Origin of the sequence: Paracoccus cavernae (assembly GCF_042430175.1) — a bacterium.
GTDB lineage: Bacteria > Pseudomonadota > Alphaproteobacteria > Rhodobacterales > Rhodobacteraceae > Paracoccus > Paracoccus cavernae.
This window is the reverse complement of sequence record NZ_JBHMDZ010000048.1, coordinates 1-25614: the sequence shown is the minus strand read 5'-3', so window position 1 is coordinate 25614 and position 25614 is coordinate 1. Positions and strand designations below refer to the sequence as shown.

21 protein-coding genes are annotated in these 25614 nt (G+C 62.3%); 12 read left to right on the top strand and 9 right to left on the bottom strand.

Annotation, left to right across the window (positions count from 1 at the left end):
• Window positions 1-30 precede the first annotated feature (30 nt).
• Window positions 31-1341, top strand: a complete 1311-nt coding sequence (locus tag ACFFUC_RS16820; RefSeq protein ID WP_377688037.1) for an efflux RND transporter periplasmic adaptor subunit — start codon at window positions 31-33, stop codon at window positions 1339-1341.
• 12 nt (window positions 1342-1353) lie between these two features.
• The gene (locus ACFFUC_RS16815) at window positions 1354-4530 is read left to right on the top strand and encodes a multidrug efflux RND transporter permease subunit (RefSeq protein WP_377688036.1); all 3177 of its coding nucleotides are present in this window, start codon (window positions 1354-1356) and stop codon (window positions 4528-4530) included.
• Window positions 4531-4669: 139 nt separating this feature from the next.
• On the opposite strand, the gene ACFFUC_RS16810 is transcribed toward ACFFUC_RS16815, so the two are convergent.
• From ACFFUC_RS16810 to ACFFUC_RS16775, 8 genes are all read right to left on the bottom strand, one after another.
• Window positions 4670-5194: a hypothetical protein gene (locus ACFFUC_RS16810; protein WP_377688035.1), complete on the bottom strand. Its 525-nt coding sequence runs from the start codon at window positions 5192-5194 to the stop codon at window positions 4670-4672.
• Window positions 5195-5299: 105 nt separating this feature from the next.
• Window positions 5300-5623 (bottom strand): hypothetical protein, encoded by a 324-nt coding sequence (locus tag ACFFUC_RS16805; RefSeq protein WP_377688034.1) that lies wholly within the window; start codon window positions 5621-5623, stop codon window positions 5300-5302.
• Between the two features lie 116 nt (window positions 5624-5739).
• Entirely contained in the window at window positions 5740-7011 is a 1272-nt protein-coding gene (locus ACFFUC_RS16800; protein WP_377688033.1) for a cytosine deaminase, read from the bottom strand.
• Window positions 7011-7958, bottom strand: a complete 948-nt coding sequence (locus tag ACFFUC_RS16795) for an ABC transporter permease (RefSeq protein WP_377688031.1) — start codon at window positions 7956-7958, stop codon at window positions 7011-7013. The genes ACFFUC_RS16800 and ACFFUC_RS16795 overlap by 1 nt, the downstream gene beginning before the upstream one ends.
• On the bottom strand, window positions 7955-8998 hold the full coding sequence (locus ACFFUC_RS16790) for an ABC transporter permease (protein WP_377688030.1): 1044 nt from the start codon (window positions 8996-8998) through the stop codon (window positions 7955-7957). The genes ACFFUC_RS16795 and ACFFUC_RS16790 overlap by 4 nt, the downstream gene beginning before the upstream one ends.
• On the bottom strand, window positions 8988-10538 hold the full coding sequence (locus ACFFUC_RS16785) for an ABC transporter ATP-binding protein (RefSeq protein ID WP_377688029.1): 1551 nt from the start codon (window positions 10536-10538) through the stop codon (window positions 8988-8990). Before ACFFUC_RS16785 ends, ACFFUC_RS16790 begins: the two co-directional genes overlap by 11 nt.
• Window positions 10535-11506 carry a BMP family protein gene (locus tag ACFFUC_RS16780; RefSeq protein WP_377688262.1) on the bottom strand — a complete coding sequence of 324 codons (972 nt, stop codon included), beginning with the start codon at window positions 11504-11506 and terminating at the stop codon, window positions 10535-10537. The genes ACFFUC_RS16785 and ACFFUC_RS16780 overlap by 4 nt, the downstream gene beginning before the upstream one ends.
• A gap of 178 nt (window positions 11507-11684) precedes the next feature.
• The gene (locus ACFFUC_RS16775) at window positions 11685-12365 is read right to left on the bottom strand and encodes a DnaA N-terminal domain-containing protein (protein ID WP_377688027.1); all 681 of its coding nucleotides are present in this window, start codon (window positions 12363-12365) and stop codon (window positions 11685-11687) included.
• Window positions 12366-12833: 468 nt separating this feature from the next.
• On the opposite strand from ACFFUC_RS16775, the gene ACFFUC_RS16770 reads away from it, so the two are divergent.
• The 3 genes from ACFFUC_RS16770 (at window position 12834) to rsgA (ending at window position 16488) form a co-directional block, all read left to right on the top strand.
• Window positions 12834-14138, top strand: a complete 1305-nt coding sequence (locus tag ACFFUC_RS16770) for an AAA family ATPase (RefSeq protein ID WP_377688026.1) — start codon at window positions 12834-12836, stop codon at window positions 14136-14138.
• Window positions 14135-15229 carry a ParB/RepB/Spo0J family partition protein gene (locus ACFFUC_RS16765; protein WP_377688024.1) on the top strand — a complete coding sequence of 365 codons (1095 nt, stop codon included), beginning with the start codon at window positions 14135-14137 and terminating at the stop codon, window positions 15227-15229. The genes ACFFUC_RS16770 and ACFFUC_RS16765 overlap by 4 nt, the downstream gene beginning before the upstream one ends.
• A gap of 251 nt (window positions 15230-15480) precedes the next feature.
• Window positions 15481-16488: a ribosome small subunit-dependent GTPase A gene (gene rsgA / locus ACFFUC_RS16760; protein WP_377688022.1), complete on the top strand. Its 1008-nt coding sequence runs from the start codon at window positions 15481-15483 to the stop codon at window positions 16486-16488.
• 28 nt (window positions 16489-16516) lie between these two features.
• Here rsgA and ACFFUC_RS16755 read toward each other — a convergent pair whose 3' ends face one another.
• Entirely contained in the window at window positions 16517-17764 is a 1248-nt protein-coding gene (locus ACFFUC_RS16755) for a S8 family serine peptidase (protein WP_377688021.1), read from the bottom strand.
• Window positions 17765-17858: 94 nt separating this feature from the next.
• On the opposite strand from ACFFUC_RS16755, the gene ACFFUC_RS16750 reads away from it, so the two are divergent.
• The 7 genes from ACFFUC_RS16750 to ACFFUC_RS16720 all read left to right on the top strand — a co-directional run bounded on the left by ACFFUC_RS16750 (window position 17859) and on the right by ACFFUC_RS16720 (window position 25500).
• On the top strand, window positions 17859-18350 hold the full coding sequence (locus ACFFUC_RS16750; RefSeq protein WP_377688020.1) for an RNA polymerase sigma factor: 492 nt from the start codon (window positions 17859-17861) through the stop codon (window positions 18348-18350).
• Between the two features lie 51 nt (window positions 18351-18401).
• Window positions 18402-19154 (top strand): zf-HC2 domain-containing protein, encoded by a 753-nt coding sequence (locus tag ACFFUC_RS16745; RefSeq protein WP_377688019.1) that lies wholly within the window; start codon window positions 18402-18404, stop codon window positions 19152-19154.
• Window positions 19155-19292: 138 nt separating this feature from the next.
• A complete protein-coding gene (locus ACFFUC_RS16740) occupies window positions 19293-20783 on the top strand; it encodes an SLC13 family permease (protein ID WP_377688018.1) in 1491 nt (496 codons plus the stop codon).
• Window positions 20784-20873: 90 nt separating this feature from the next.
• Window positions 20874-22034: a glycerate kinase family protein gene (locus tag ACFFUC_RS16735; RefSeq protein WP_377688016.1), complete on the top strand. Its 1161-nt coding sequence runs from the start codon at window positions 20874-20876 to the stop codon at window positions 22032-22034.
• A gap of 183 nt (window positions 22035-22217) precedes the next feature.
• A complete protein-coding gene (locus ACFFUC_RS16730) occupies window positions 22218-22955 on the top strand; it encodes a calcium-binding protein (protein ID WP_377688015.1) in 738 nt (245 codons plus the stop codon).
• A gap of 616 nt (window positions 22956-23571) precedes the next feature.
• The gene (locus ACFFUC_RS16725; RefSeq protein WP_377688014.1) at window positions 23572-24678 is read left to right on the top strand and encodes a Hint domain-containing protein; all 1107 of its coding nucleotides are present in this window, start codon (window positions 23572-23574) and stop codon (window positions 24676-24678) included.
• A 153-nt stretch (window positions 24679-24831) separates the two neighbouring features.
• Window positions 24832-25500, top strand: coding sequence for a GlgC family sugar phosphate nucleotidyltransferase (locus ACFFUC_RS16720; protein ID WP_377688013.1), 669 nt, complete (start codon window positions 24832-24834; stop codon window positions 25498-25500).
• The last annotated feature ends 114 nt before the right edge of the window (window positions 25501-25614 follow it).

Genomic DNA, 25614 nt, shown 5'->3' with positions numbered 1-25614 from the left:
CAAAGCGCAAGAATTTTCGGAGTTTCCCTCATGTTCTCACTCAGGTCGGCAAAGACCATCCTACCTCTCGTACTTGCCGCCATGCTTGCGCCCGCAACCCTGTCGGCCCAGCAAGACGGGGGGCAGATGCCCCCGACGCCCGTCAGCGTGATCACCCTCAAGCCCGAGCCGCTGCCCGTCGTCAGCGAGCTTCCCGGCCGCGTCTCCGCGACCCGCACCGCCGAGGTTCGCCCGCGCGTCAGCGGGATCGTGCTCGAGCGCGTCTTTGAACAGGGCAGCTTCGTCAAGGAAGGCGATGTGCTTTACCGCATCGATTCCTCGCAGTTCCGCGTCCGCGTCGCGAGCGCGCAGGCGACCCTTGCCCGCGCTCAGGCCAACCAGCTCAACGCCCGCGACCAACAGGAGCGCGCCGAACGTCTGCGCGAGCGCCGCGTCTCGAGCGGGGTCGATCTTGAAAACGCCGTGACCGCTTTGGCCGTCGCCGACGCCGAGGTCGCGATCGCGCAGGCCTCGCTGGAAGAGGCGCAGCTCAATCTCGATTACACCGATGTCACCGCCCCCATTTCGGGGATCATCGGCCGCGCGCTGGTGACCGAAGGCGCGCTCGTCACCTCGCAAACCGACATCATGGCGACGATCCAACAGCTTGATCCGGTCTATGCCGACTTCACGCAATCCTCGTCGGACGTGCTCCAGCTGCGCCGCGCGATGCAGTCGGGCCAACTGGTTGCCACCGCACCGGGCGAGGCACGCGTGCGTCTGATCTATGACGACGGCTCGGTCTACGACAAACCCGGCCGCCTGCTCTTTTCCGAAGCGACCGTCGATCCGCTGACCGGTCAGGTCACGATGCGCGGCGAATTCCCGAACCCCGACGGCGACCTTCTGCCGGGCCTTTATGTCCGCATCAGCATCGAGCAAGCGATTGCCGAAGCCGCGCTCGCGATCCCGCAAATGGCGGTGCAGCGCGACGGCGAGGGCAATGCCTTCGTCTATATTGTCGGTGCCGAGAACAAGGCCGAACGCCGGACCGTCACCCTCGGGCCGACCCTCGGACCGCGCTGGATCGTGCTGAGCGGTCTTGCCGCAGGCGAGCAAGTCGTCGTCGAAGGCGCCCAGAAGCTTTACCCCGAAGCCGCTATGGCGCCAGAACCGTGGAATGACACCACGGCGGCGGCAGCCGCTCCGGCGGAGGCCGCGACAGGCGACACCGCCGATGCGGCAACCGACGAAGCTGCGGTCGAGGCAGCCCAACCGGCAGAGGCCGGCGCACCAGCCGCCGCGACCGAAGGCGCCGCTCCTGCCGAAGACGGGGCCCAGACGCCCGAAAAGAACGAGTAAGGACAGGGACGCATGGCACAACTCTTTATCCATCGCCCGGTGCTTGCATGGGTGGTATCGATCTTCATCGTGCTTGCGGGCTTGCTCGCACTCCCGAATATTCCGATCGCACAATATCCGCAGGTTGCTCCGCCGCAGATCTCGATCTCGACGAGCTATATCGGTGCAGCCCCGACCGAGATCTATGAATCGGTCGCCCAACCGATCGAGGAACAGCTCAACTCGGTCCAGAACCTGATCTATTACGAATCCACCGCCGACAGCTCCGGCGCTTTGGGCATCACCGCGACCTTCAACCCCGGCACCGATATCGCCAAAGCGCAGGTCGACGTGCAGAACGCCGTCAGCCGCGTCGAGTCGCTTCTGCCGCAATCGGTCGTCGATCAGGGCGTGATCGTCGAAGAGGCGAGCGCGGGCTTTCTGATGATCGTCGCGCTGACCTCGGCGGACGGATCGATGGACCCGACCGGACTTGGCGACTACATCAACCGCAACGTCGTGGGCGAGCTTTCGCGGATCGACGGGATCGGCCGCGCGCAGGTTTTCGCCTCGGAGCGCTCGATGCGGATCTGGATCGACCCCGACAAGATGACCGGTCTCAACCTGTCCTCGAGCGATGTCGTCGCCGCGATCCGCGCCCAGAACGCGCAGGTCTCGGCCGGTCGCGTCGGTGCGGACCCCAACCCGATCTCGCAGCAGCTGACCGCAACCGTTTTGCTGAAAGGCCAGCTCAACACCGTCGAAGAGTTCAACAACATCGTTCTTCGCGCCAATCCCGACGGCTCCACCGTGCGTCTGTCGGATGTCGCGACCGTCGAGGTCGGCTCGGAAAACTATGCGTTCAACTCGCATCTGAACAACCAGCCCGCCGCGATGGTCGGCCTTCAGCTGTCGACCACGGGTAACGCCCTGGCCGCATCCAAGGCGGTGGAAGCGAAGATGGAAGAGCTGTCGCGGTTCTTCCCCGCGGGCGTGCAATTCTCGATCCCCTACGACACCACGCCCTTCGTTGCGGCCTCGATCGAGAAGGTGGTTCACACCCTCGGCGAAGCCATGCTGCTCGTCTTTATCGTGATGTTCATCTTCCTCCAGAACATCCGCTATACGCTGATCCCCACGATCGTCGTGCCCATCGCCCTTTGCGGGACGATTGCGGTGATGCTGGTCGCGGGCTTCTCGGTGAACGTTCTGACCATGTTCGCGATGGTGCTCGCCATCGGGATTCTGGTCGATGACGCGATCGTCGTCATCGAAAACGTCGAGAGGATCATGGCCGAGGAAGGTCTGAGCCCGCTGGCTGCGACCCAAAAGGCGATGACGCAGATCTCGGGCGCGATCGTCGGGATCACGATGGTTCTGGCGGCCGTGTTCATTCCGATGGCCTTCTTCCCCGGAGCGACCGGCATCATCTACCGCCAGTTTGCACTGACGATGGTCGTGTCGATCCTGTTTTCGGCCTTCCTCGCGCTGTCGCTGACCCCTGCCCTTTGCGCAACCTTCCTCAAGCCGATCTCGGCCCACCACGAGCGCAAAGGCTTCTTCGGCTGGTTCAACCGCAACTTCGACCGCGCGACCGAGCGTTATTCGCATGGCGTCCAGCGCGCGATCCGTCGTCGCGGCATCATGATGGTGCTCTATGTGCTGCTGGTCGTGGCCATGGGCTACGGCTTCATCAAGCTGCCGACCGGCTTCCTTCCGAACGAAGACCAGGGCTTCGTGATCTCGGATGTGCAGACCCCCGCAACCTCGAGTTCGAACCGCACCGACGAGGTGCTGCATTCGATCGCCGACATGTATGCGGCCATGCCCGAGGTCGCCAATACCGTGACTGTTCGCGGCTTCTCTTTCTCGGGTCAGGGCACGAACGCGGGTATCGCCTTCACCACCTTCAAGGACTGGAGCGAGCGCACGCGTTCGGCGCAAGACATCGCCAATGCCGCCAACGGCCAGCTCTTCATGATGAAGGATGCGCAGGCCTTCTCGCTGTCGCCGCCGCCCATTCCGGGCTTCGGTGCCACGGGCGGTTTCGCCTTCCGTCTGCAGGACCGCGGTGGTCTCGGCCAACAGGCGCTCGACGCAGCCGCCGCGCAATTGATGCAGGAGGCTTCGGCCAGCGGCGTCATCGTCGGCATGCGCAAAGAGGGTCTGCCGCCGGCGGCGCAGGTCTATGTCTCGATCGACCGCGAAAAGGCTAATGCCTTCGGCGTGGCTTTCGGCGACATCAGCGCCACGATCTCGCAGTTCCTCGGCTCGGCCTATGTCAACGACTTCCCCAACGGGGGCCGGATGCAGCGCGTCATGCTGCAGGCTCGCGAGGAATCGCGGATGCAGGCCGAAGACATCCTCAAGCTGACGGTGCGCAACGCCAATGGCGGCATGGTGCCCTTCTCGTCCTTTGCGACCGTGCAATGGGAGGTCGGCCCGTCGCAGGTCGTCGGCTATAACGGCTATCCGGCAGTGCGTCTGTCGGGTCAGGCGGCACCGGGTTACAGCTCGGGGACGGCAATGGCCAAGATGCAGGAGCTGGCAGCCGGTCTGCCGCAGGGCTTCGGCTATGAATGGACGGGCCAGTCGCTCGAAGAGATCCAGTCGGGCGATACCTCGACCCTGCTCTTCGGCATGAGCATCGTCTTCATCTTCCTGCTGCTCTCGGGGCTTTACGAAAGCTGGCAGATCCCCTTGTCGGTGATGTTGGTCGTGCCTTTGGGCATTCTGGGTTGCGTCATCGCCTTGATGGTGCGCGACATGCCCAACGACGTCTACTTCAAGGTGGGTCTGATCGCGATCATAGGCCTCTCGGCGAAGAACGCGATCCTGATCGTGGAATTCGCCAAGGATCTGCGGGCCGAGGGCGAGAAGCTGATCGATGCGGCGGTCCATGCAGCCAAGCTGCGTTTCCGTCCGATCCTGATGACCTCGCTCGCATTCACCTTGGGCGTTGTGCCTCTGGCGATTGCGACCGGCCCTTCGGCCGCGAGCCAGAACGCGATCGGTACCGGTGTGATCGGCGGCATGATTGCCGCGACCATCCTGTCGGTATTCTTCGTGCCGGTGTTCTTCGTCTTCGTGCTGAGCGTCTTCAGCAAGCTGACCCGCCGCGATCCCAACGTGGACCCGCAGGTCGCCAAGATGAAACGCGCCGAAGAAGAGGCACGTCTGCACGCCGAAAAGGAAGCAAACAAAGCCTGACACGGGCCAAACTTTGCACCAACAAGGAGGCGGGCCGCAGCAGTACGGCCCGCCTTTTTCATCGCCACCCGTCAAAATGGAAAAAGCTCCGGCCGAAGGGCCGGAGCTTTGATTTTCTTTTCGGGAGATGGCGCGGAGTTTAGCGGCGTTCGTTGTAGATCCGCTGGATCCGCTGCGTTTGGGAATCGACGCGGTAGATGCGGCCATCGCGGCGGTAGTAGCGCCAGTTCCCGTTTTCGGGCAGGCTGAAGCGCTGCGGATTGTTGATGTAGGTGTAGTCGCGCACGCGCAGCAGATCACCGACATTCTGGCCCGAGCGATGCTCGGTGCGCTTGTCCTTGTTGCGGCGGCACTCGCCGTCTTTCTTGTATTGGCCGGGCGGGCATTGCTTGCCGTGAGACCAGCCGTATTCGCGGTTGTCGTGATGGCGGTCGCGATCGCCGCGGCGGTGGTCGCGATCTTCGCCGCGGTAATTGCGCCGGTCGCTGTCACGGTGGTGACGGTCGTTGCGGTTGTAACCCTGCCCGTGATGGCCGCCGCGATCGTAGTAATAATTGCGGCCCCGATCATCGTCGTGACCGCGCCCGTGGTCAGCCATCGCCGGCACAGCCATAGTCGTTGCCGCCAAAGCCGCGGCGGCTGCTAGAATGGAAACAAGCCTCATCGGGCACTCCTTTTCAAATCGTTTTCAAGGAGTAATCCCGTGCAACGGGAGTTACCCATCACGTTTATTTGCGTAAGCCGGCTTCCGCCTTCGGCAGGAAGCGGCCTAGGGACGGGGACCGTAGCGCTCGGCAATCCCGCCATCGACACCGCGCCATTCGCTGGAGGTGAAGGGATGCGAGATATCCTCGCCCGCTTTGACCTTGCGCTCGAGCAGCATGCGGATGCGCTGGCGCCGGTCGCGCCAGCTCGGCTCGCCGCGGATCTCTGCAATCTCGGTGCGGGTGAAAACATAGGGGTTCAGCCCCATGAGCCGCGCCTCCATGATATGCCCTGCACTGAGCGGCTTTTGCTCTTGCGGGACTTGGGCAAAGGCACTGCCGGTCAGTGCAAGAAGCGCCAGAACCGCCAGCGATCGCTTTCCAATCATCGGATTCCCTCCGCTCCCTCCGGTCCCTTGGACGGGACCGGTCCGATTCTACGCGCAACGCGCCGAAAGGAAAGACCATCCCCGCAAGCATCCTTACCGCATTTGGGCGGGCATCCTCAGAGGATGTGGCGACGCCGTACCGAAGCCGGACGCCCCGGCAGCGAAAGCCGCGCATCGTCACGCGGCTTTTGCGAAACGATCCTGCCCTTCGAGACGACGAAAAGACGGTCCGCGCGCAGACGCAAAGCCTCGGTCGTATTGGCGGCGTCGAGCACAACCAGATTGGCCTTGTCGCCGACCTTGAGCCCGTACCCCTCGAGCCCCATGATGCGCGCGTTGTTCTCGGTCACCATGGTGAAGCAGCGCGCCATTTCGTCGGGATGGGTCATCTGCGCGACATGAAGCCCCATGAAGGCCACATCGAGCATATCGGCGGTGCCGAGCGAGTACCACGGATCGAGCACGCAATCCTGCCCCCAGCCCACCGTGATCCCCTGCGCCTGCATTTCCTTGACGCGGGTCAAACCGCGACGTTTGGGGAAAGTGTCGTGACGGCCCTGAAGCGTGATGTTGATCAGCGGGTTGGAGATCACCGTCATCCCCGATTCCGCCATCAACGGCAGCAGTTTCGAGACATAGTAGTTATCCATCGAATGCATCGAGGTCAGATGCCCCGCCGCCGCGCGCGCGCCAAGGCCGTGGCGCAGAACCTCGCGGGCATAGGTCTCGACATGGCGGCTGTTCGGATCGTCGGTCTCGTCGCAATGGATATCGATCGCGATGCCGCGTTCGGCAGCGATGCGGCAGACATCGGCGACGGAATCAGCGCCCTCCTGCATCGTGCGTTCGAAATGCGGGATGCCGCCGACAAGATCGCAGCCCATATCCAGCGCGCGGACGACGTTCTCGCGGCCGTTTTTGGCGCGGTAAAGCCCGTCCTGCGGGAAGGCCACCAGCTGCAGATCAAGGTAATCCGAGACGCGGGACTTGACCTCGAGCATGGCCTCGACGCCGCGCAGATGATCGGCCGAAGTATCGACATGGGTGCGGATGGCGAGGAGCCCCATCGAGACCGCCCAATCGCAATAATCGACCGCGCGCGCGACCATTTCGTCGACCGTGGCGATGTCGCGCAGCTCGCCCCACAGCGCGATGCCTTCAAGCAAAGTGCCCGAGGCATTCACGCGCGGCTTGCCGTAGGACAGGGTCGCATCCATGTGGAAGTGCGGATCGACGAAGGGCGGCGAGACCAGATCGCCGGTCGCCTCGATCACCTGCCGCGCCTCGGCGTCGAGCTGGCCGACTGCCGCGATACGGTCGCCGTTGATCCCGATATCGGCGCGGGTTCCATCGGGCAGCGTGCCGCCCTTGACCAGAAGATCGAACATCAGCGTTCACCTTTATTATAGGGCGTCATCAGGGCCGCGGGCACTTCGGAGCGCCGCGACATCAGGACGAGAGCCAGAATTGAGAGAAGATAGGGCGCCATCAGAAAGACCTGATAGGGCAGATGCGCCCCGATCGGCGTTTGTTGCAACCGCACCTGCAGCGCGTCGAAGGCCGCGAAAAGCAGCGCACCGAGAACCGCTTTCCCGGGCCGCCACGCGCCGAAAACCACCAGCGCGATACAGATCCAGCCGCGTCCGTTCACCATCTCGAAGAAGAAGGACGAGAAGGCGGACAGCGTCAGGAACGCCCCCCCGACCGCCATCAGACCGGAGCCGACCGTGACCGCGCCGATTCTAAGGGCGGTCACGGAAAGGCCTTGGGCCTCGACCGCGGCAGGGTTTTCGCCCGCGGCGCGGACAGCAAGACCAAGGGGCGTGCGAAACAGCACGAAGGCCGTCAGAGCCGCGACGACGAAGGCCAGATAGGTCATGGGCGTCTGATTGAAGAATGCCTGCCCGACCAGCGGGATATCCGACAGGAACGGAATCTCGAGCGGCTGGAACGGCTCGATTTTCGGCGGGGTCGTGACCTCGGGCAAGGCGACGCGGTAAGCGTAATAGCTGGTCGCGGTGGCAAGCAGCGTAACGCCGATGCCCACCACATGTTGCGAGAGGCCGAACGGCACGGTCAGGATGCCGTGCAAAAGCCCGAACAGCATTCCTGCCGCCATCGCCGTCGCGACTCCGAGCCAAAGCGGCGCACCAAGATAGACGGCCATCCAGCCCGAAAAGGCCCCGATCACCATGATCCCCTCGATCCCGAGGTTCAGCACCCCTGCCCTTTCGCAGATCAGCTCGCCCATCGTTGCGAAGATCAGGGGCGAGGCGATCCGCACCGCCGCCGCCCAGAAGGTCACGGAAAGAAGAATGTCGATCACGCTGCTCATCCCCGCACCACCCTGAAACGCGACAGTTGCAGCGCGAGTACCATGAACAAAAGCCCCGTCGCGAGCAGCATATCGGCGATATAGGTCGGCACGCCCGCCGCACGGCTCATGCTGTCCGAGCCCACGAAAACCGCCGCGACAAACAGCGCCGAAGGCACGACCGCCAACGGATTGAGCAGCGCGAGCATGGCGACGACGATACCAGTATAGCCATAGCCCGGAGACAGATCGAGGCTGAGATGGCCCTTGAGACCCGCCACTTCCGACCAGCCCGCAAGCCCCGCAAGCCCGCCCGACAACAATGCCGTCAAGACCAGAACGCGGTTGACCGGCATGCCCGCAAAACGTGCGGCGGCAGGGTTCTGGCCGACGGCGCGCATCTCGAAACCGAAGCTCGTGCGCTTGTCGATCAGCCAGACCAGCACCGCCGCAATGATCGCCACGCCGAAGCCCCAATGGAGCCGCAGGCCGGTGACGATGCGCGGCAGACGGGCCTCTTTGACCAGCGCCGCCGATTTCGGCCAGCCCATTCCCATTGGGTCCTTCATCGGCCCTTCCAGCAGATAGGACACGAACAGCAGCATCACGAAATTCAGCAAAAGCGTGGTGACGACCTCGTCCACCCCGAGTTTAGTCTTGAGCAGAACCGGCCCGAGCAGGACCAGAGCCCCCGCAAGCATCGCGACTGCAAGCGAGACCGGCAACACCATCGGCGCTCCCAAAGCGCCCGTCCCCAAAAGGACGGTGACAATCGCGCCGGCGTAAAGCTGTGCCTCGGCACCGATGTTCCACAGCTTGGCGCGGAAGGCCACGGCGACGGCCAGACCGGTAAAAATCAACGGCGTCGCGCGATTGAGCGTTTCGAGCAGCGCGAATTTCGAGCCCGCCGCCCCTTTCACGATCAGGCCGAAAGTCAGAAGCGGATTGGCCCCCGCGATCAGCGCCAGAAGCGATCCGACGATGATCGTGCCCAGAAGCGCCAAGGCAGGAAAGCCGAGGCGGCGCGCCAGCGTCGGCTGCGCAATAGGTTCAAGCCGCATGGCTGTCCTCGCTAAATCCCTCGCCGGCCATCCAGAGGCCCAGCTCGGCAGGAGTCTTCGTGCCGCGCGCGAAAGCGGGCGATAGGCGACCCCCGGAAATCACATGGATGGTATCGGCCAGGCCCATGATCTCGTCGAGATCCTCGGAGATCAGCAGCACCGCCGCGCCCGCATCCCGCGCCGCGATCAGCCGCGACTGGACATAGGCGATCGCCCCGATATCAAGCCCGCGCACCGGCTGGTTCGCCAGAATGATCGTCGGTCCCGGCTCGAGCACGCGCCCGAGAATGAGCTTTTGCATATTGCCGCCCGAAAGCAGCCGGATCGGGGTTTTCGCCCCCTGACAGCGCACATCATAGGCCGCGATGATCTCGTCCGCGAAACGACGGGCCGCACCCCAATCGATCAGGCCCATCTTGCTGAATTCCGGCCGGAAATAGCCTTCGAGCACCGCGTTTTCGGTCAGGTTGAAGCCCGCGATCGTGCCGGTCTTGTGGCGGTCCTCTGGGATGCGGGCAATGCCGCGCCGGATCGCTTCGCGCGGGGTCCAGCGCGTGACCGGCGTACCCGCAAGCTCGAGCTGGCCCCCGTCGGGCGCGATGAGCCCGCTGACCAGATCGGCAAGCGCGGCCTGACCATTGCCTGAAACCCCCGCGAGACCGATGATCTCGCCCGCCCGCAAATCGAGGCTCAGCCGCTTGAGCCCCGGTGCCGCCCCTTCAGACGGCGTGGAAACCCCAGCGAGTTTCATCAGGACCGGACCGGCCGGACGCGGCTCGGCCTTTGGCAGGCTGATTTCGCCGCCTACCATCATCGCGGCAAGCCGTGCACCATCGGTCTCGGCGGTGGCAACTTCGCCCACAACGGTGCCGTGACGCAGTACGACGCAACGGTCGGCAATCGCGGTGACTTCATGCAGTTTGTGGCTGATGAAGAGAATCGACAGGCCTTGGGCGATCGCTTTGCGCAGGGTCGCGAACAGCGCATCGGCCTCTTGCGGGGTGAGAACGGCGGTCGGCTCGTCGAGGATCAGGATGCGCGCGTCGCGGTACAACGCCTTGAGGATCTCGACCCGTTGCCGTTCGCCCACCGAAAGGCTGCCGACGCGCGCATCGGGATCAACGCTCAGGCCGAAATCGCGGCTGAGATCCTGAACACGGCGGCGCGCAGCTCCCCTGCCCGTCCCGCGCGAAAAGAGCTTCTCGGTGCCCAGACGGATATTGTCGAGCACAGTCAGATTGTCGGCCAAAGTGAAATGCTGGTGAACCATACCAACGCCCGCTTCGAGCGCGGCGCGCGGCTGACCAGAAGGGAGAGGTTTGCCGAAAACCTCGACCGTGCCCTCGTCGGCGACATAATGGCCGAAAAGGATGTTCATCAGCGTGGTCTTGCCCGCGCCGTTTTCGCCCAGCAAAGCAACGACTTCGCCGCGCCGCAACGACAGGCTGACGGCGTTGTTCGCCACCAGCTTGCCGAAGCGTTTGGTAATGCCGTCAAGGCGCAGGACCAGATCCTGCACCTTGCTTGTCGCGCCGGTCACGATGCTTTGGGCTCGGCGTCGTCGATCGCGACGGTGAACGAGCCGTCCTTGATCGCGGCGGTGCGTTCCTCGACAAGGGCTTTCACCTCGGCGGGGATTTTATCCTCGAAGGTGCCATAGGGCGCGAGCATGCAACCGCCGTCCTTCATCGAGGAATAGATGCCGTAATTCTCGGCCTTGAAGCTGCCCGCTTTGACGGCCTCGATCGCTTTGTTCAGCGTCGGCGCGAAATCCCACAGGGCCGAGGCGACCACCGTTTCGGGATAGTCGGACTGGGTGTCGATGACGTTGCCGATGGCCAGAATGTTCTTTTCCTTGGCCGCATCCGAGACACCGAAACGCTCGGCATAAAGCACGTCCGCACCGGCATCGGTCATCGCGAAGGCGGTTTCCTTGGCCTTCGGCGGATCGAACCACGAGCCGATGAAGGAAATCTGGAATTTCGCATCGGGACGCGTTTCTTTGACGCCCGCCATGAACGCATTCATCAGGCGGTTGACCTCTGGGATCGGGAAACCGCCGACCATGCCGATATTGCCGTTCTTGGTCATTGCGCCGGCAATGATGCCGGTCAGATAGGACGCGTCCTGAATATAGTTGTCGAAAACCGCGACATTCGGCGCGGCCTCGTCCGGCGGCAGGCTGGAACCGAGCAGGAAAGCAACCTCGGGATAATCTGCGGCAACCTCGCGCGCTTCCTGTTCGACGCCGAAAATATCCCCGATGATCAGATTGGCGCCGCTTTCGGCATATTCGCGCAATACACGCGCGAAATCGGTGTTCGAGACATTCTCGCTATAGACATAGTCGACAGCGCCGGCCGCTTTGGCGGCCTCGGATGCGGCATGAAGACGCCCACACCATTGCTGCTCGACAGGGTTGGTATAGACGCCCGCCAGTTTGATCGCGCTTTGCGCCTGGGCCTTGGGCAGGCCGGCCAACAGGGCGGCAGCACCTGCCCCCAGCATGAGACCGCGACGCGTGACGGCAAAAGAAGATGAATTCACAGTGACCCCCGTTTCTGTTTGGCAGCTTTGGCGGGACCATTTGCACTCTTCACCAGTCTACAGCAAGAAGTCCCGTAGAGTTCTATCATGGCACGTTTTTTTCGGCGCGTCTGCTGCTGAAGACTGCGGCAGGACTGCCTCAGCTTGCATCAATCACCACTTCGGAAATCGAAGGATCGACACGGCGCGCAATGACGCGCAAGCGCTCGATCAGATGGGTGCGGACATAAGCCGCATGAAAGCGGCTTGGTGCCATCAGATGAAGCCGCGTCGCCGAACAATCGAGCATCGCCATCGGCATGAACCAGGCATTGCAGGTCGCCAGATCCTCGGATGCCAGAAGGCCCAGAACCTGCGGCCAAAACCCGTCACCTTCCGGAAGCGGAATGCGCTGGAAGGGCACGACATTGGTTTCGGGCAAAGGTGCGGCGGGCTTGCCTTCAAGCCTTTCGATGAAATCGGGACCGATCAAGGCCCATTCCGGTTTGGTGTCGAGCAAGATGCGTTCGATGCCGAGCGAGAACAAAGCCACCCTGCCCCGCGCGCCCGCACGTTTCTGATCGAGCCAGCCGAGATTGCGCAATTTGCTCATCTCGCGCTTGACCGTGCGTTCATCGACCGACCACAATCTGGCGATCTCCCGTTGACCGATCGAGAGCTCGTCACTTTGCCAGTTATACCGCGTCGTGATCAAAGACATGAGACGCATCACCAGACGCTGGCGATGCTTGTCCCCGGCCAGGCCATGTGCTGCCAAAGCCGAGAGCAGGTCATATTTTTTGGAGGACGCATCGCGCCCTACAGCCCGCAAAATCTGCATCTCGTACTGCCTCGTTTGAACCGGAGCATCCGCCCGGCCTTTTCTCTCGATCCGACCTTGTTCCGGCCAGTTACAAACGCTTTTCGGAATGTGAGGCCAATTTGCGTCCGTGAACACATTCCTGTCAAGATGCTATCGGTCGGGTCGCCTGTCTTCACCTGAAATCCGATTTAAAAATCGGTAATAATGGTAAAGGGTGACGTCCAGTGCGTCCCTATATTTGGTGCAGATGTCCCCCTATCGGTCAAGATTGGCGAAGTGATGGCACCTTAATTTCATCGCTCATATCGCCGGGACCCGCCGCTTTGCTCCATGAACGATTCGAGAATCGGACGGCGATTCCCGGAGTTGGGTGCAAAATCACAACGCAAAATCACCAAAACTCGAAATTAAACGCAAATCGAAAGTTGTGGTAATTTTACGATCTGCTAGAAATCAAAATATCATAAGAGCAGTATCGGGAAAATCATGTATACCCATTCCGACCTCGCGAAGCTGCAGGGCCAATCTCTGAAGATGCAGGGATGGATCCGGCGCCAGACGTTCAGCCCTTCCAACGAAAAGACCCTGAGACGGTTTTCGTCGTGGGAGGTTGCCGAGCTGATTTTCAAGATGAACCAGTCGACGTTCCGCGGGAAGCTGGCTGCCGAGCCGCATCTTCCCGGCGGGGAAGTCGAAGAGGACGGGCGTCAAAGGTGGTTCTCGCTTGAAGAGATCAACGAATTGCGGCGCCGCATCAAGGTGAACCGCAAGACATTGATGCCCCCTCGCCCCGAGGGACGTCGCGCCATTCGCGCCGCGATCGCAAACTTCAAAGGCGGTGCAGGGAAGTCGACGGTTGCCTTGCATTTTGCTCATGCGGCCGCGCTGGACGGCTACCGCGTCCTTGTTGTCGACTTTGACCCTCAGGCAACGCTGAGCCATTCGATGGGGATGACCGATGTTGGCGAGGATCATACCGTCTGGGGCATCATGGCGCGCGATCTCGAGCGCGAAACCGACCGGATGAATGCTGCGGGAAGCGGCGCGGAGAGTGGTACCGCCCTGCCCCAGCGTCGTTTGCCGAATTCTATCCGGGCAATGGGTCTGGGCGGCCTGCGGACCTCGGACTTCATCAAGCCGACCGCATGGCCCACGATCGATATCGTGCCGAGCTGCGCCAATGCGGCCTTTGTCGAGTTTGCCAGCGCGCAGTATCGCCACCTCAATCCGGAATGGAGCTTCTTTGGAGCAGTGTCGCGCTTTCTCGATGGGCTTCCGGACGATGCTTATGACGTCATTCTGTTCGATTGTCCGCCGGCTATTGGGTACCAGTCGATGAATGCGGTCTTTGCAGCCGATGTCCTCTATATCCCCTCTGGGCCCGGCTATTGGGAGTACGATTCCACGACGAGCTTTATCGGTCAGCTTGCCGAAGCGCTCGAGGATCTCTCGCACGGGTTCGAAAACTTCCCCACGGGGAAGATCCAATTGCCCAAGGCATTTGCCGATGTCCGCTTCTTGATGACGCGCTACGAGCCCTCGAACGAGCTGCATTCCGCGATGTTCTCCGCCTTCAAGCAGGTCTTTGGCGATCGCGTCGCGGAAAGCCCCATAGAATTGACGCGAGCGGTCGAGCAATCCGGACGTTTCCTGTCATCGGTTTACGAAATCGACTATCGTGAGATGACGCGCGGTACATGGCGGCGCGCGCGTGGTACCTTTGATCGCGCCTACGAGGAATTCCGCGACAATCTGGTCGCGGCTTGGGACAAGCTGGAGGTCGAGGAATGAGCAGGAAGCGTCGCGTCTTCGATATGGATATGCCCTTTGAGGATAACGTGCAGGCCGAACCGGCGGCCGCCGCGCGTGATGCCCGCCGTGGTCCGATGGCGACCGCCATTTCGGAAACCGTCGAGAGCACACGGGAACGGGCCCGTATCGAGGCGGAAATTCGGGCGGAAAACGATGCTCTGGCCAAGGAGCATGTTCGCCTGAAAAAAGCCGGGTTGATCACCGATCTGATTCCTCTTGACCGGATCGTCACGGACAAACTGATCCGCGACCGCGCCCCGGGCGATGATCCGGAACTGACCGAGTTGGTGGTCTCTATTCGAGATATCGGGCTTTCAAACCCGATTCAGGTCGAGCCGCGGGATGACGGAAATTACGAGCTCATTCAAGGCTGGCGCAGGCTTTCTGCCTATCGCATTCTGCTCGACGAGACCGGCGATCACGAGCAATGGGCGAGCATTCCTGCAGGGATTGCGGCGCGGGGTGATGTCCTCGAGGCGCTCTACCGAAGGATGGTTGACGAGAATATGGTCCGCAAGGACATCTCGTTCGGCGAGATGGCCCAGCTCGCGTTGAACTATGCCCGCGATCCGAACACTGACGAAAGCGATCCGGAGAAGTCAGTATCTTTTCTTTTTAAATCAGCTGGTTATCAGAAGAGAAGCTACATCCGCTCGTTCATCAAGCTGGTCGACGAACTGGGTGATGATCTGCATCATATAGCCGAAATTCCGCGTGCTTTGGGTCTGGCTCTCGTCGCGCGACTTCAGGAGGTCGACGGGTTGTCGGATGCGATCCGTGCCGAATTGAGGGGGTGGCACGGGCGGACGGCTGCGGACGAGTTGCAGGTTCTACGCGGCTTCGCCGAGCCTACCGGCGCGGCACGGGCCAAAGTCAAGACTGGCGATGAAGGAGAGTTGCAGTCGAACGGGAAGGCCAAGACGACTTTCCAGATCGAGCGACCTCAGGGCGCGGCAAAATGCACGGCCGCTAACGGTCGGCTGGAAATTCGACTCGCCCGTGACTTTTCCGCGATCAACCGCAGGAAACTCGAGGCCGCGGTCAAGGTGTTCCTGGAAGAGATCGAATGACGCATTCCCCGCGGGGAAGGTTTTTCTGAAATCGAGACTTTTCTAAAACTCGAAAACCGCGCGGTTGCTGAATAGGCTGTCGCGCGGTTTTCTTTTCACAGACAACATTGTTCTCAATTTGTTCAATTCCCGTGCGCTCACGTCACGCGGGCGGTAGGCCCCGGGAAAGCCCCGTCCAACGGAAAAGCTTGCATCCGGCATCTGCTCGCTTCATGCAGATCGACATGACATTACAATCGGACAAAACCTTCATGTCGCTTGAGACCTTTGGCTGGACGGAATTCTTCGAAGAGCAGCGCGCGGCCGACGAGGCTGCGCTGGTCCCGATGCGGATTGCGGCGGTTCATCGATCGCGGATGAATGCGGTTGGTCTATCGGGCAGCGTCCGGCTCGAGCTGCCGCTCCATGTCAAAACCATGGATTTCGCCGTGGGAGACTGGGTGCTCGTCGATGCTGATACCCGCATGTTGCGTCGCCGGCTTGAACGGAAAACCTTGCTTCAGCGGAGAACCGAGGGCGCTCGGTTCCAGCAGTTGATCGCGGCCAATGTGGACACGCTTTTCATCGTGACCTCCTGCAATGCCGATTTCAACGCGGCGCGATTGGAGCGCTATCTCGCGCTTGCAAACGAGGCCGGCACCGATCCGGTGATCGTGCTCACCAAGGCCGATAAGGCGGACAGCCCGCAGGACTATCTGCAAGCGGCCCAAGGCTTGCAGCGGGATCTGCCCGTTGTCAGCCTCAACGGCCTGACGGCAGAAGCGCGGCTTCTGCTTGCGCCTTGGTGCGGGGCAGGGCAGACGGTGGCGCTGGTCGGCTCCTCCGGAGTGGGAAAGTCAACGCTTTTGAACACGCTCGCCGAAAAGGCGTCCGACGAGGAGCAGTTGACCGGCGGAATTCGCGAAGATGACGCCAAAGGGCGGCATACGACGACCTCGCGTTCGCTTCACGGTCTGGCGACGGGCGGCTGGGTGATCGACACGCCGGGCATGCGGACGCTGCATGTCAGCGACGTGGCGGGCGGGATCGGAGTTCTCTTCGAGGAGATTACCGAGCTGGCCCCGCAGTGCCGTTTCCGTGACTGTACCCATGCCCACGAGCCGGGCTGTGCCGTGCGCGCTGCGGTCGAAGCGGGCAAGCTTGATCCCGAGCGGCTCGAGCGTTGGCGCAAGCTCGCAGACGAGAACCGCGACAATACGCCGGTGATGACCGGCCCGCGCGGCAATCGTGTCGTGGTCGACCGCAACAAGCGACGCTGAGGCCGGCACCTAGTGCCCCGGCGCGCGTTCAGCTGCAGGGGTTTGGCGGCGCGATCAGCCCATGTCCGAATACTGCATCCGGCCCCTGACGGCCGAGATCGGTGGCGCCGTTTTCGAGCGCCCGCCGCACCTCGGACGGGGTCATCTGCGGGTTCTTTTGCAGCAGAAGAGCCGCCGCGGCGGTGACGAAGGGAGCGGCGAACGAAGTGCCCGTCTGGGTGCGGGCACCGCTAACGGATGTCGCGGTCCAAACCTCGACCCCCGGCGCCGCGAGGTCGATATGTTCGCCGCGATTGGCGCGGCGGTAGATCTGGCTGCGACGGTCGACAGCGGTTACGGCGACAACAAAATCGTAAGCGGCAGGGTAGGCGGGTTTGGCGGCAGGGCCGGAGTTTCCCGCTGCCGCCACGAGGACGATGCCTTGATGGTCAAGGGCGCGCAGCTGCTCGGCAAGGGCGGCATTTTCCGGCCCCGCGAAGGACAGATTAATGATCCGCACGCCCTTTTGCGCCAAGAGGTCGAGCGCTTCGATCAGCGAGAAGGCGTCCATGCGCTCGTCGGATTTCGCCTTGTGGAAGGCATCGACAGCGATCAGCCTCGCTCCCGGAACAAGGCCCGGTGTGCGGCTTGTCGGATCTCCGACCAGTAGCGAGGCGACCGCCGTGCCGTGGATCAGGCCCGAGGCATTGGCCTTTGGTCCGATGCGGTGCAGCTCGATCGCGGCATCGGCGAAAACCGCGTGATCGGGGTTCAGGCCGGTGTCGACCATGCCGATAAGCGGCGGCGTTCCGCAGCCGGAGGTCGCTTGCGGCCAGTCCAGCATTTCGCGAGCAGGGCAGGCGCTGCCTTTGCAGGCAGGCGGGTTGGCCGCGTCCTTGTTGGGGCGGTAGTAGTGATTGAAATCGGCGGGTTTTCCAAGCTCTTGCCGCAGATGGGCCCGTGCCTGCAGCATCGAGAGGCGCGCGGGTTTGCGCAGGCGGTGGCTCATGGCGCCATCGACCAGAACACGGGTCTGCAGCAGCGCGAACCCTTCGCTTTCGAGCCGCGCGATATCGCTTTCGATCAACCCGTGCGCCAGCACTTCATTGGGGGCGAAAGCAGGCAGGGGGGCCGCACGGACCGGCGCGGGGCGGCGCCTGACGGGCGCGTCGTCGTCGTCATCATCATCGTCGTCGGCCCAAGCTGTGGCGACGACGAAGCCGAAATTGCGCGCGGGGTCGGGCACCATCAACCAGCCGGACAGGGCCACTGCGGCAATAAGCAGAATGCGGATCATGAATGCCTCCGGTCATAAGCTTGCTGGACATCTACGCGCGCTGCTTTGTAATAATCCCGCATAGATCAAATTTTTTCAGTTCTGGAGTTTGGTGATGGATTCGGCCTTCGGCGAGGCATTGGTTCGCCTTCTGCCGAACCTTCGCAGGTTTGGCCTCGCGCTGTCACGGCGACATGACATCGCAGACGATTTGGTTCAGATCACGGTCGAGCGCGCGATTGCCGGAGCGGCGGGCTATGATCCTTCGCAAAAGCTCGAGCCCTGGCTTTTCCGCATCATGCGCAATGCCTTCATCGACCTGACGCGGCGGCGCAAAACCGCAGGGACCGAGGTCGATGTTTTCGAGATGCCCGAGGCTCTGCCGACCGATCCCTCCAAGGCGATCGAGGCACGGCTGATGTTGCGTTCGGTCGAGGCCGCGATGGCGGAACTGCCCGAGGAACAGCGCGAGATCCTCCATCTCGTTTGCGTCGAAGAGCTGAGCTATGCCGAAGCCGCCGAGGTGCTCGACATCCCGAAAGGGACGGTAATGAGCCGCCTTGCGCGGGCGCGGCGCGCTTTGTCGGAAAAATTGGGAATAGAATGAGGCGTCGGACGTAGTCGGGATACGCCCCCTTTGCGATGACGAGGATCAGAGATGTCGATCAGTGACGAAACCCTCATGGCCTATGCGGATGGCGAACTGGATCAGGCCGAGGCGGCCGCAGTAGAAGCGGCGCTTGCCGCCGACCCCGGACTGCAGGCGCGGCTGCGGCCCTTCAGCGAAACGCGGCGGCTGCTCGGCGGCATGGCGGGGGATGATCTCTCGTCACCGGCGGCCGGCGACGCGGCGCTGATCGCGATGATCCGCGCGGCCTCGGGGCGGCAGGACGAAAGCGCGGTCGATCGGCCGGCCGCACGCGGGGTGCCGCCTGCCGCAACGGGTTTCGGGGCAGGGGGGGCAATCGTGGTTCCGCTGGCCGCCAATACCAATCGCAAGCCGTGGATTGCGGCTGCCGCCGTCGCCGCTTGCGCGGTGATCGCGCTTGGCTGGTTCGGATTTGGCCCCGATGGCGGTGGGCTGGCCACCGAGCAGATCGCCGCGATCGAGGGGCTTCCTTCGGGTGAAACCAGAGTTCTGGGCGATGGTCGCGAGCTGACGATGATCGCTTCGTATCAGCAGGACGCATTTTGCCGCGAATATGAAATTACCGACGGCGATGTCGCGGAGATCACCATTGCCTGCCGCGAAGGCGAGCAATGGCGGCAGCGTTTCGCAGTGGCGGTCGAGCGGCCCGAGCTCGGGGGCTATACGGCGGTTTCCGAAGGTCTCGAGGCGCTCGATGCGGCTTTGGCCCCGCTTGGCGAGCCCTTGACCCCCGAAGCCGAGGCGGCGGCATTGGCGCGCTAACCCGCGCTGCAATCCCGACGCATGATCAAAGGCCCGTCACCGCAACCTGCGGTGCGGGCCTTTGTCCTTTGCGCCGGAGGGTGCGGGAATAATTCCTGCGCGGCCGCGTAGTCACGACAATGCCCGACGGAGATTGTCATGACCACATTGCGCCTATCCATCCCCGCTTTTCCCGCACCGCGCCGGCTTGCCCTGATCGGGGCAGGGGGCGGGGTTATCGTTTTCGGCCTGACGCTGCCCGGCGCATTACCCTTCGAGGCGCGCGCCGCGTTGATTGCCGTGGCGCTGGCCATGCTCGGCTGGATCGGGACGCGTCTGCCGGAATCGGTCGTGGCGCTGGTCGCGGTCCTCGGCCTTGTTTTTGCCGGTGTTCTCAGCGAGGAGGTGCTCTTCTCTGCCCTCGGCAGCGAGCTGATCTGGCTCTTGCTTTCGGCCTTCGTCATTGGCGCAGTTCTGAAAGAGGCGCAGCTGACCGAGCGTCTTCTGGCGCGCGTCCTGCGCCGTCCGATGCGCTTTGATCTTTTCGCTTTGGCGCTGACCGTGGCGATTGCCGCGACGGCGTTCGTTCTGCCCTCGACCTCGGGGCGGGCAGCGCTGTTGATGCCGGTCTTTCTGGCGCTGGCGGGGGCCTTGCCTGATCCGCGTCTGGTCAAACCGCTCGCATTGATCTTTCCGACGGTGATCCTTCTGTCGGCGGGCGGGTCGCTCATCGGTGCGGGCGCGCATCTTCTGGCGGTCGAGAGCATCCGCGCCACGACCGGCCTTGGCCTCGGCTATCTGGACTGGGCGCTGCTCGGCCTGCCTTTCGCGCTGCTTTCGAGCCTCGCAGGCGTGCTGTTGATCCTGTGGCTTTTCGTGCCCCCTGCGCTGCGGGCCTTGCCGGTCGCCGTACCCGCCGCTCCGGCGCAGAGCCCCGAATTATCCGCGCGCCAGCGCCGCATCGCGGTGGTTTTGGGCCTTTTGATCCTGTTGTGGCTGACGACCGAATGGCACGGGATCGGCATGTCGTTGACCGCGCTGATCGGGGCGTTGGTCCTGCTCATGAAGCCCTTCACGCCGCGCAAGACAAAGGAGGTCTTCCGTGCCGTTGATGTCGAGCTTCTGCTCTATATGGCCGCGACCGTTCTTCTGGCCGAGGCCATGACGCGGAGCGGAGCGGATCAATGGCTGGCGGGCGCGGCACTCGGAGTTTTGCCGGCGTCGCTTGCCGGTAGTCTTCCGGTGGTGGCGGTGCTGATGTCGCTTGTGGCGGTTGCGGCGCATCTCTTCATCACCTCGCGTTCGGCCCGTGCGGCGGTGCTGATCCCTGCTGTCGCGCTGCCCTTGGCGGGCTTGGGCCATGACGCGGCGCTGATGGTGTTGATTGCGGTCATGGGGACCGGCTTTTGTCAGACGATGATGGCCTCGGCCAAGCCGGTCGCGATCTTTGCCAATGCCGATATCGCGACCTTCACGCAGAAGGATCTGTTTCGGCTTGCCATGCCGCTGATGCCGGTGGTGACGCTTTTGCTGGTCATCTTCGCCTTGGCGCTCTGGCCCGCGCAATTGCGCGGCATGCGGGGGATGTCCACACCGCTCGAGGGCGGGTCGGGCAGCCTCGTGATCTACGAGGCACGGGATTCCCGCTGATTTTGGCGAACTTTCAAAAAAGTTTCGGTCTGCGGGAATAAACCCACCGCCCCGCCGTAATCGCTTCAGGAAACATCGAAAGGAAAGCAAATGTCGCTGACTGTTCTGATTGCCCCGTCAGGGTTCAAGGAATCCCTCTCCGTCAAAGCGGTGACCAAGGCGATTTCGTCCGGCGTGCGCAAGGCGATGCCCGATGCCGAGATCCTCTCGGCACCGATGGTCGATGGCGGCGAAGGCACGACCGAAGCACTGGTCGACGCGACCGGCGGGCGCATCATCAAGGCGCGTGTCACCGGACCCGTCGGCGCACCGGTTGCGGGCTTCTGGGGCCTGCTTGGCGGAGCCGGGCCGAAAACGGCGGTGATCGAAATGGCGGCGGCTGCCGGTTTGTCGCTGGTACCGCGCGACCGCCGCAACCCGCTTTTGACGACCAGCCGCGGCGTGGGCGAGCTGATCCTGGCGGCTTTGGATCACGGGGTCGAACGCATCCTGATCGGCTGCGGCGACAGCGGGATCAACGACGGCGGCGCAGGGATGGCGCGCGCGCTCGGGGCGCGGCTTCTTGATGCGCAGGGACGCGAGCTGCCCGAAGGCGGCGGTGCGTTGGAGGATCTTGCCCAGATTGACGTCTCCGGCCTTGATCCGCGTCTGGCCTCGGTCCGCATCGATGCCGCCGTCAACTGGCACAACATGTTGCTTGGCCAGAAAGGCGTGGCGCGTGTCTTTGGTCCGCAAAAGGGCGCGACCCCCGCGCAGGTCGTGGTGCTCGAGCGCGGTCTCGAGACTTATGCCGCCGTGATCAGGGCCTCGCTCGGGATCGAGCTTGGCGCGATGCAGGGGGCAGGGGCCTCCGGCGGGCTCGGCGCGGGGCTGGTCGCCTTTGCCGGTGCCACCCTGCATCCGCGTTTCGAGATCATGCTGCAATATCTCGACTTCGACCGGCTGCTCGAACGGGCGGATCTGGTGATCACGGCAGAAGGCTCGCTGGACGGACAAAGCCCCTATGGCAAGGTGCCCTGCGAGGTTGCCCGTCGCGCCAAGGCTTTGGGCATTCCGACCATCGCTTTGGCGGGAACGATCGGCAAAGGCGCGCGCCAGACGCTTGATCACGGCATTGCCGCTTTCGCTTCGATCGTGAAACGTCCCTGCTCGCTCGACGAGGCGATTGCCAAGGGCGACAAACTGCTGCGTCGCGCCGCCGAGGATGCGATGCGTATGATGCAGGTCGGCCGCAAGTTGGCCCTGCGCTAAGGGCGCTCCGCCCCGATTACCCGAAAATTCGACGCATTCCCCCTTCGGAAACCGGCACCGGAGGACGGGAGAGGTATGCCCGGATCCTGCCGCGGGCGCTGCGACAAACTGCTGCAGCGTACTGTCGCAGAACCGTCATGCCGCAGACATATGCCGGTTGTGTTTGAAAAAGGACATGTAGCTATGGTTATCAGATACGGAAACGACGACTCCAACCGCATCACGGGCTCGAACCAGAACGACCGCCTGTTCGGCCGCAGTGGCGACGACACGATCAACGGCCTCGGTGGTGACGATTATATCGACGGCGGCGAGGGCAATGACACCATTACGGTGACCGGCGGCCACAATACGATTGGCGGCGGATCGGGCAATGACCGCATCACTGCAAGCGGCGGCAACGACAAGATCTTCGGCGGTGAAGGCAACGACACGATCACTGCCGGCAACGGCAACAACAATGTCACCGCAGGCTCGGGCAACGATTTCGTGCGCAGCGGCAACGGGCGCGACAATATCTCGCTCGGCGAAGGCAACGACACCGCTTATTCCGGTGCGGGCAATGACGTGCTCAACGGTGGCGAGGGCAATGACCGCATGTTCGGCGAGGACGGCCATGACCGTCTGATCGGCGGCGAGGGGGACGACTTTCTCGCAGGCGGTGCCGGCAATGATACGCTGACCGGTGGCGAGGGGGCGGACCGCTTTGTCTTCAACGCGGGACGCGACCGCATTACCGATTTCGAGAACGACGAGGATCAAATCGATCTGTCGAGCTTTGCCGCGATCAACAGCTTCGCCAATATCCGCTCTGCGGCGCGGCAGGTGGGTGATGATGTGGTGATCACCATCGGGACCAATCAGTTGGTGGTCGAGGATTACCGTCTCAACCAGATGGACCGCGACGACTTCATCTGGTGAGGCTCACGATCAAGCATCCTGTCCCCCGACGCGCAAGTGTCGGGGGATTTTTCATAGCCGCAGCGAGGGCCGCAAAAGTCGCTCTGCGGAAAAGTTCCGACCTGCGTGCAAACGGGAGCTCACGAAACGCTCACTTTCGCGCGATCGTAGTCGGGGCCTGCAAGGGGACGCGATTTGTTGTTGCAATACTGGGCGCTAGTCGGATCGCCCCTCTGATCCACCCGAGGATGACGCTGCGGCATGTCTACTGTATGATTTGTAAAATTATCGAGACAAAAAGGGCAAAACAATCTGGGAAAATCCGGAATAATGATCGTTAATGGCACTTCATTGATTTGATTTATATCAATAAAGCTCGTTATTTCGGGAATTTTTCCGGATTTTATGCAGATTGACAAAATGTCGCACTGTGCCGTGATCTTGTAAAATTGACTTCGCTTTTTGGTTGAAATAGCGCTGCATTTGTCCGGTTCGGGGTTGAGCCGGACGGGTGCCTGCCATCGCTCAAGCACAACCGGATTTGCCGGTCCTGATGGCGACGCTCTTCATAAATGCACGGATGCCTGTTCGTGGTGGGGTCTCTCCGCCGCTCGGTATTCTATTGGAGTTGGCTAAAATGCCGGTTGTTTCTCATACGCTTGCCTATATTTCCCTCAACGATGTTGCTTCCGACAAATCCTGGGCGTTCCAGTCGACCAGTGGCGACAATCTGGTTAACTCGACCTTCACCATCAATGCGGATGCGGCGCTGAAATCGCTGGTCGTCGATGACGACGACGGCATTTTCAGCGATGACGACATTGCATCGAACAGCGAGGAGTGGGGCCGTGACGGCGTCGGCCAGACGATCGGCGCAGGCTCGGAAATCGGGATGGTCGGCGCGGAGGTCGAGGCCGAATACCAGTTCACCCTCAGCTATATGGGCGAGAACGGTCCCGAAACTTTCGAAATGTTGGCCGTCAAGGTCGGCGGCCAGATCGTCGGCTTTACCTTCGCGGGAAAAATCCCGCCCTCGGGTGTGCAGATGACGATCACTGCGGCTCACGACAGCATCTACAATCCGCCCAATCCCTATGCGCCGGTCGGCACGCCCTACGTCGAGATCGTCACCTGCTTTGCGGGCGGCACGCTGATCGAGACGGCGTCGGGGCCGCGCGCGATCGAGACTTTGGCGGCAGGTGATCTGGTCATGACCAGCGACAACGGCCTGCAGGCGATCCGCTGGATCGGCTCCAGCGCGCTCTCGGAAAGCGATCTGATCCGCAACGAGAAGCTGCGCCCGATCCGCATTTCGGCGGGTGCCTTGGGCGAGAACTCTCCCTCGAGCGACCTTCTGGTTTCGCCGCAGCACCGCATTCTGGTGCGCTCGGCCATTGCGCAGCGGGTTTTCGGCACGCGCGAAGTCCTGATCGCCGCCAAGCAGCTGCTGATGCTGCCGGGTATCGATGTCGCGACGGATGTTCCTGCGGTCGATTATTTCCACATGCTCTTTGACCGCCATGAGGTGGTGATCTCGAACGGTGCGGAGACGGAGTCTCTTTATACCGGCGCACAAGCGCTCAAGGCGCTTTCTGCCGAAGCGGTAAACGAGATCTTCACGATCTTCCCCGAACTGCGCGACGAGAATATGACCCGCGAGGGTGCGCGTTTGCTCACGACCGGCCGTCAGGGGCGCAAGCTGGCCTCGCGCCATCTGCAAAACCACAAGCCGCTGGTCTGCTGACCGGACCGCTTGCTGCTTTAAGACGTGCGCGCGCCCCGTGGAAATCCACGGGCGCGCGCTTTTTTTGGGCGCCCATTGTGGTGGCGCGCTGCGTCATGGTTCCGACATGGTCTTGTCCTAAAGCAGGGCGGACCAAAGAAGAGAGCAGGAACCATGAGCAAGAATGCGGCCGCCATGCGGGCGGATCACGAACGGGATGCGGCGGGCAAGGCCAAGTTGGCGCAAACCGTGATCAGCGAGAGCGCGCGGCTGCGCGAAAGCGTGATCGGGCAATCTTGCGAGATCCTCGAGCGGACCAGCATCGAATATAGCCGGATCGGCGATTTCAGCTATCTCGGCAATGACTGCATGGTGGCTGATGCGACCATCGGCCGGTTCTGCGCGATTGCCGCCCATGTGCGCATCGGCGCACCGAACCATCCCCATCTGCGCGCGAGCCAGCATCGCTTTACCTATTGTCCCGAATATTACGACACCGAGCAGTGCCGCGATCATGCCTTCTTTGCCGCGCGTCGCCAGGCGCGGGTCGAGATCGGCCATGATGTCTGGATCGGTCACGGGGTGACGGTTCTTCCCGGCCTGCGGATCGGCAATGGCGCCATTCTAGCCGCTGGCGCGGTCGTTACGCGCGATGTTGCTCCTTATACGATTGTCGGCGGCATTCCCGCACGCGTGCTCAAGGAAAGGTTCGGACCCGATATCGCCGCGCGGCTGGAGCGGATCTCCTGGTGGGACTGGCCGCTCGAGACGATTATGGCCCGTCTGCCCGATTTCCGCAGCGAAGACATCGCGGCCTTCTGCGACAAATGGGATCGCGGCTGAGCACTCCCTCCATAAGGCCGTCCTGATTCTTTGCTTTGAGAATCGTTTTGGCATGATTCTGGTGCGATTCTCTTTGTTTTGGGCGGACTTATGGGGCTTATTGGGGGTGATTGG

Excerpts from the sequence above, each read along its gene's own strand:
- ACFFUC_RS16820 (WP_377688037.1), top strand. The coding sequence starts at position 31 with ATGTTCTCACTCAGGTCGGCAAAGACCATCCTACCTCTCGTACTTGCC.
- ACFFUC_RS16815 (WP_377688036.1), top strand. The coding sequence starts at position 1,354 with ATGGCACAACTCTTTATCCATCGCCCGGTGCTTGCATGGGTGGTATCG.
- ACFFUC_RS16810 (WP_377688035.1), bottom strand. The coding sequence starts at position 5,194 with ATGAGGCTTGTTTCCATTCTAGCAGCCGCCGCGGCTTTGGCGGCAACG.
- ACFFUC_RS16805 (WP_377688034.1), bottom strand. The coding sequence starts at position 5,623 with ATGATTGGAAAGCGATCGCTGGCGGTTCTGGCGCTTCTTGCACTGACC.
- ACFFUC_RS16800 (WP_377688033.1), bottom strand. The coding sequence starts at position 7,011 with ATGTTCGATCTTCTGGTCAAGGGCGGCACGCTGCCCGATGGAACCCGC.
- ACFFUC_RS16795 (WP_377688031.1), bottom strand. The coding sequence starts at position 7,958 with ATGAGCAGCGTGATCGACATTCTTCTTTCCGTGACCTTCTGGGCGGCG.
- ACFFUC_RS16790 (WP_377688030.1), bottom strand. The coding sequence starts at position 8,998 with ATGCGGCTTGAACCTATTGCGCAGCCGACGCTGGCGCGCCGCCTCGGC.
- ACFFUC_RS16780 (WP_377688262.1), bottom strand. The coding sequence starts at position 11,506 with ATGCTGGGGGCAGGTGCTGCCGCCCTGTTGGCCGGCCTGCCCAAGGCC.
- ACFFUC_RS16775 (WP_377688027.1), bottom strand. The coding sequence starts at position 12,365 with ATGCAGATTTTGCGGGCTGTAGGGCGCGATGCGTCCTCCAAAAAATAT.
- ACFFUC_RS16770 (WP_377688026.1), top strand. The coding sequence starts at position 12,834 with ATGTATACCCATTCCGACCTCGCGAAGCTGCAGGGCCAATCTCTGAAG.
- ACFFUC_RS16765 (WP_377688024.1), top strand. The coding sequence starts at position 14,135 with ATGAGCAGGAAGCGTCGCGTCTTCGATATGGATATGCCCTTTGAGGAT.
- rsgA (WP_377688022.1), top strand. The coding sequence starts at position 15,481 with ATGTCGCTTGAGACCTTTGGCTGGACGGAATTCTTCGAAGAGCAGCGC.
- ACFFUC_RS16755 (WP_377688021.1), bottom strand. The coding sequence starts at position 17,764 with ATGATCCGCATTCTGCTTATTGCCGCAGTGGCCCTGTCCGGCTGGTTG.
- ACFFUC_RS16750 (WP_377688020.1), top strand. The coding sequence starts at position 17,859 with ATGGATTCGGCCTTCGGCGAGGCATTGGTTCGCCTTCTGCCGAACCTT.
- ACFFUC_RS16745 (WP_377688019.1), top strand. The coding sequence starts at position 18,402 with ATGTCGATCAGTGACGAAACCCTCATGGCCTATGCGGATGGCGAACTG.
- ACFFUC_RS16740 (WP_377688018.1), top strand. The coding sequence starts at position 19,293 with ATGACCACATTGCGCCTATCCATCCCCGCTTTTCCCGCACCGCGCCGG.
- ACFFUC_RS16735 (WP_377688016.1), top strand. The coding sequence starts at position 20,874 with ATGTCGCTGACTGTTCTGATTGCCCCGTCAGGGTTCAAGGAATCCCTC.
- ACFFUC_RS16730 (WP_377688015.1), top strand. The coding sequence starts at position 22,218 with ATGGTTATCAGATACGGAAACGACGACTCCAACCGCATCACGGGCTCG.
- ACFFUC_RS16725 (WP_377688014.1), top strand. The coding sequence starts at position 23,572 with ATGCCGGTTGTTTCTCATACGCTTGCCTATATTTCCCTCAACGATGTT.
- ACFFUC_RS16720 (WP_377688013.1), top strand. The coding sequence starts at position 24,832 with ATGAGCAAGAATGCGGCCGCCATGCGGGCGGATCACGAACGGGATGCG.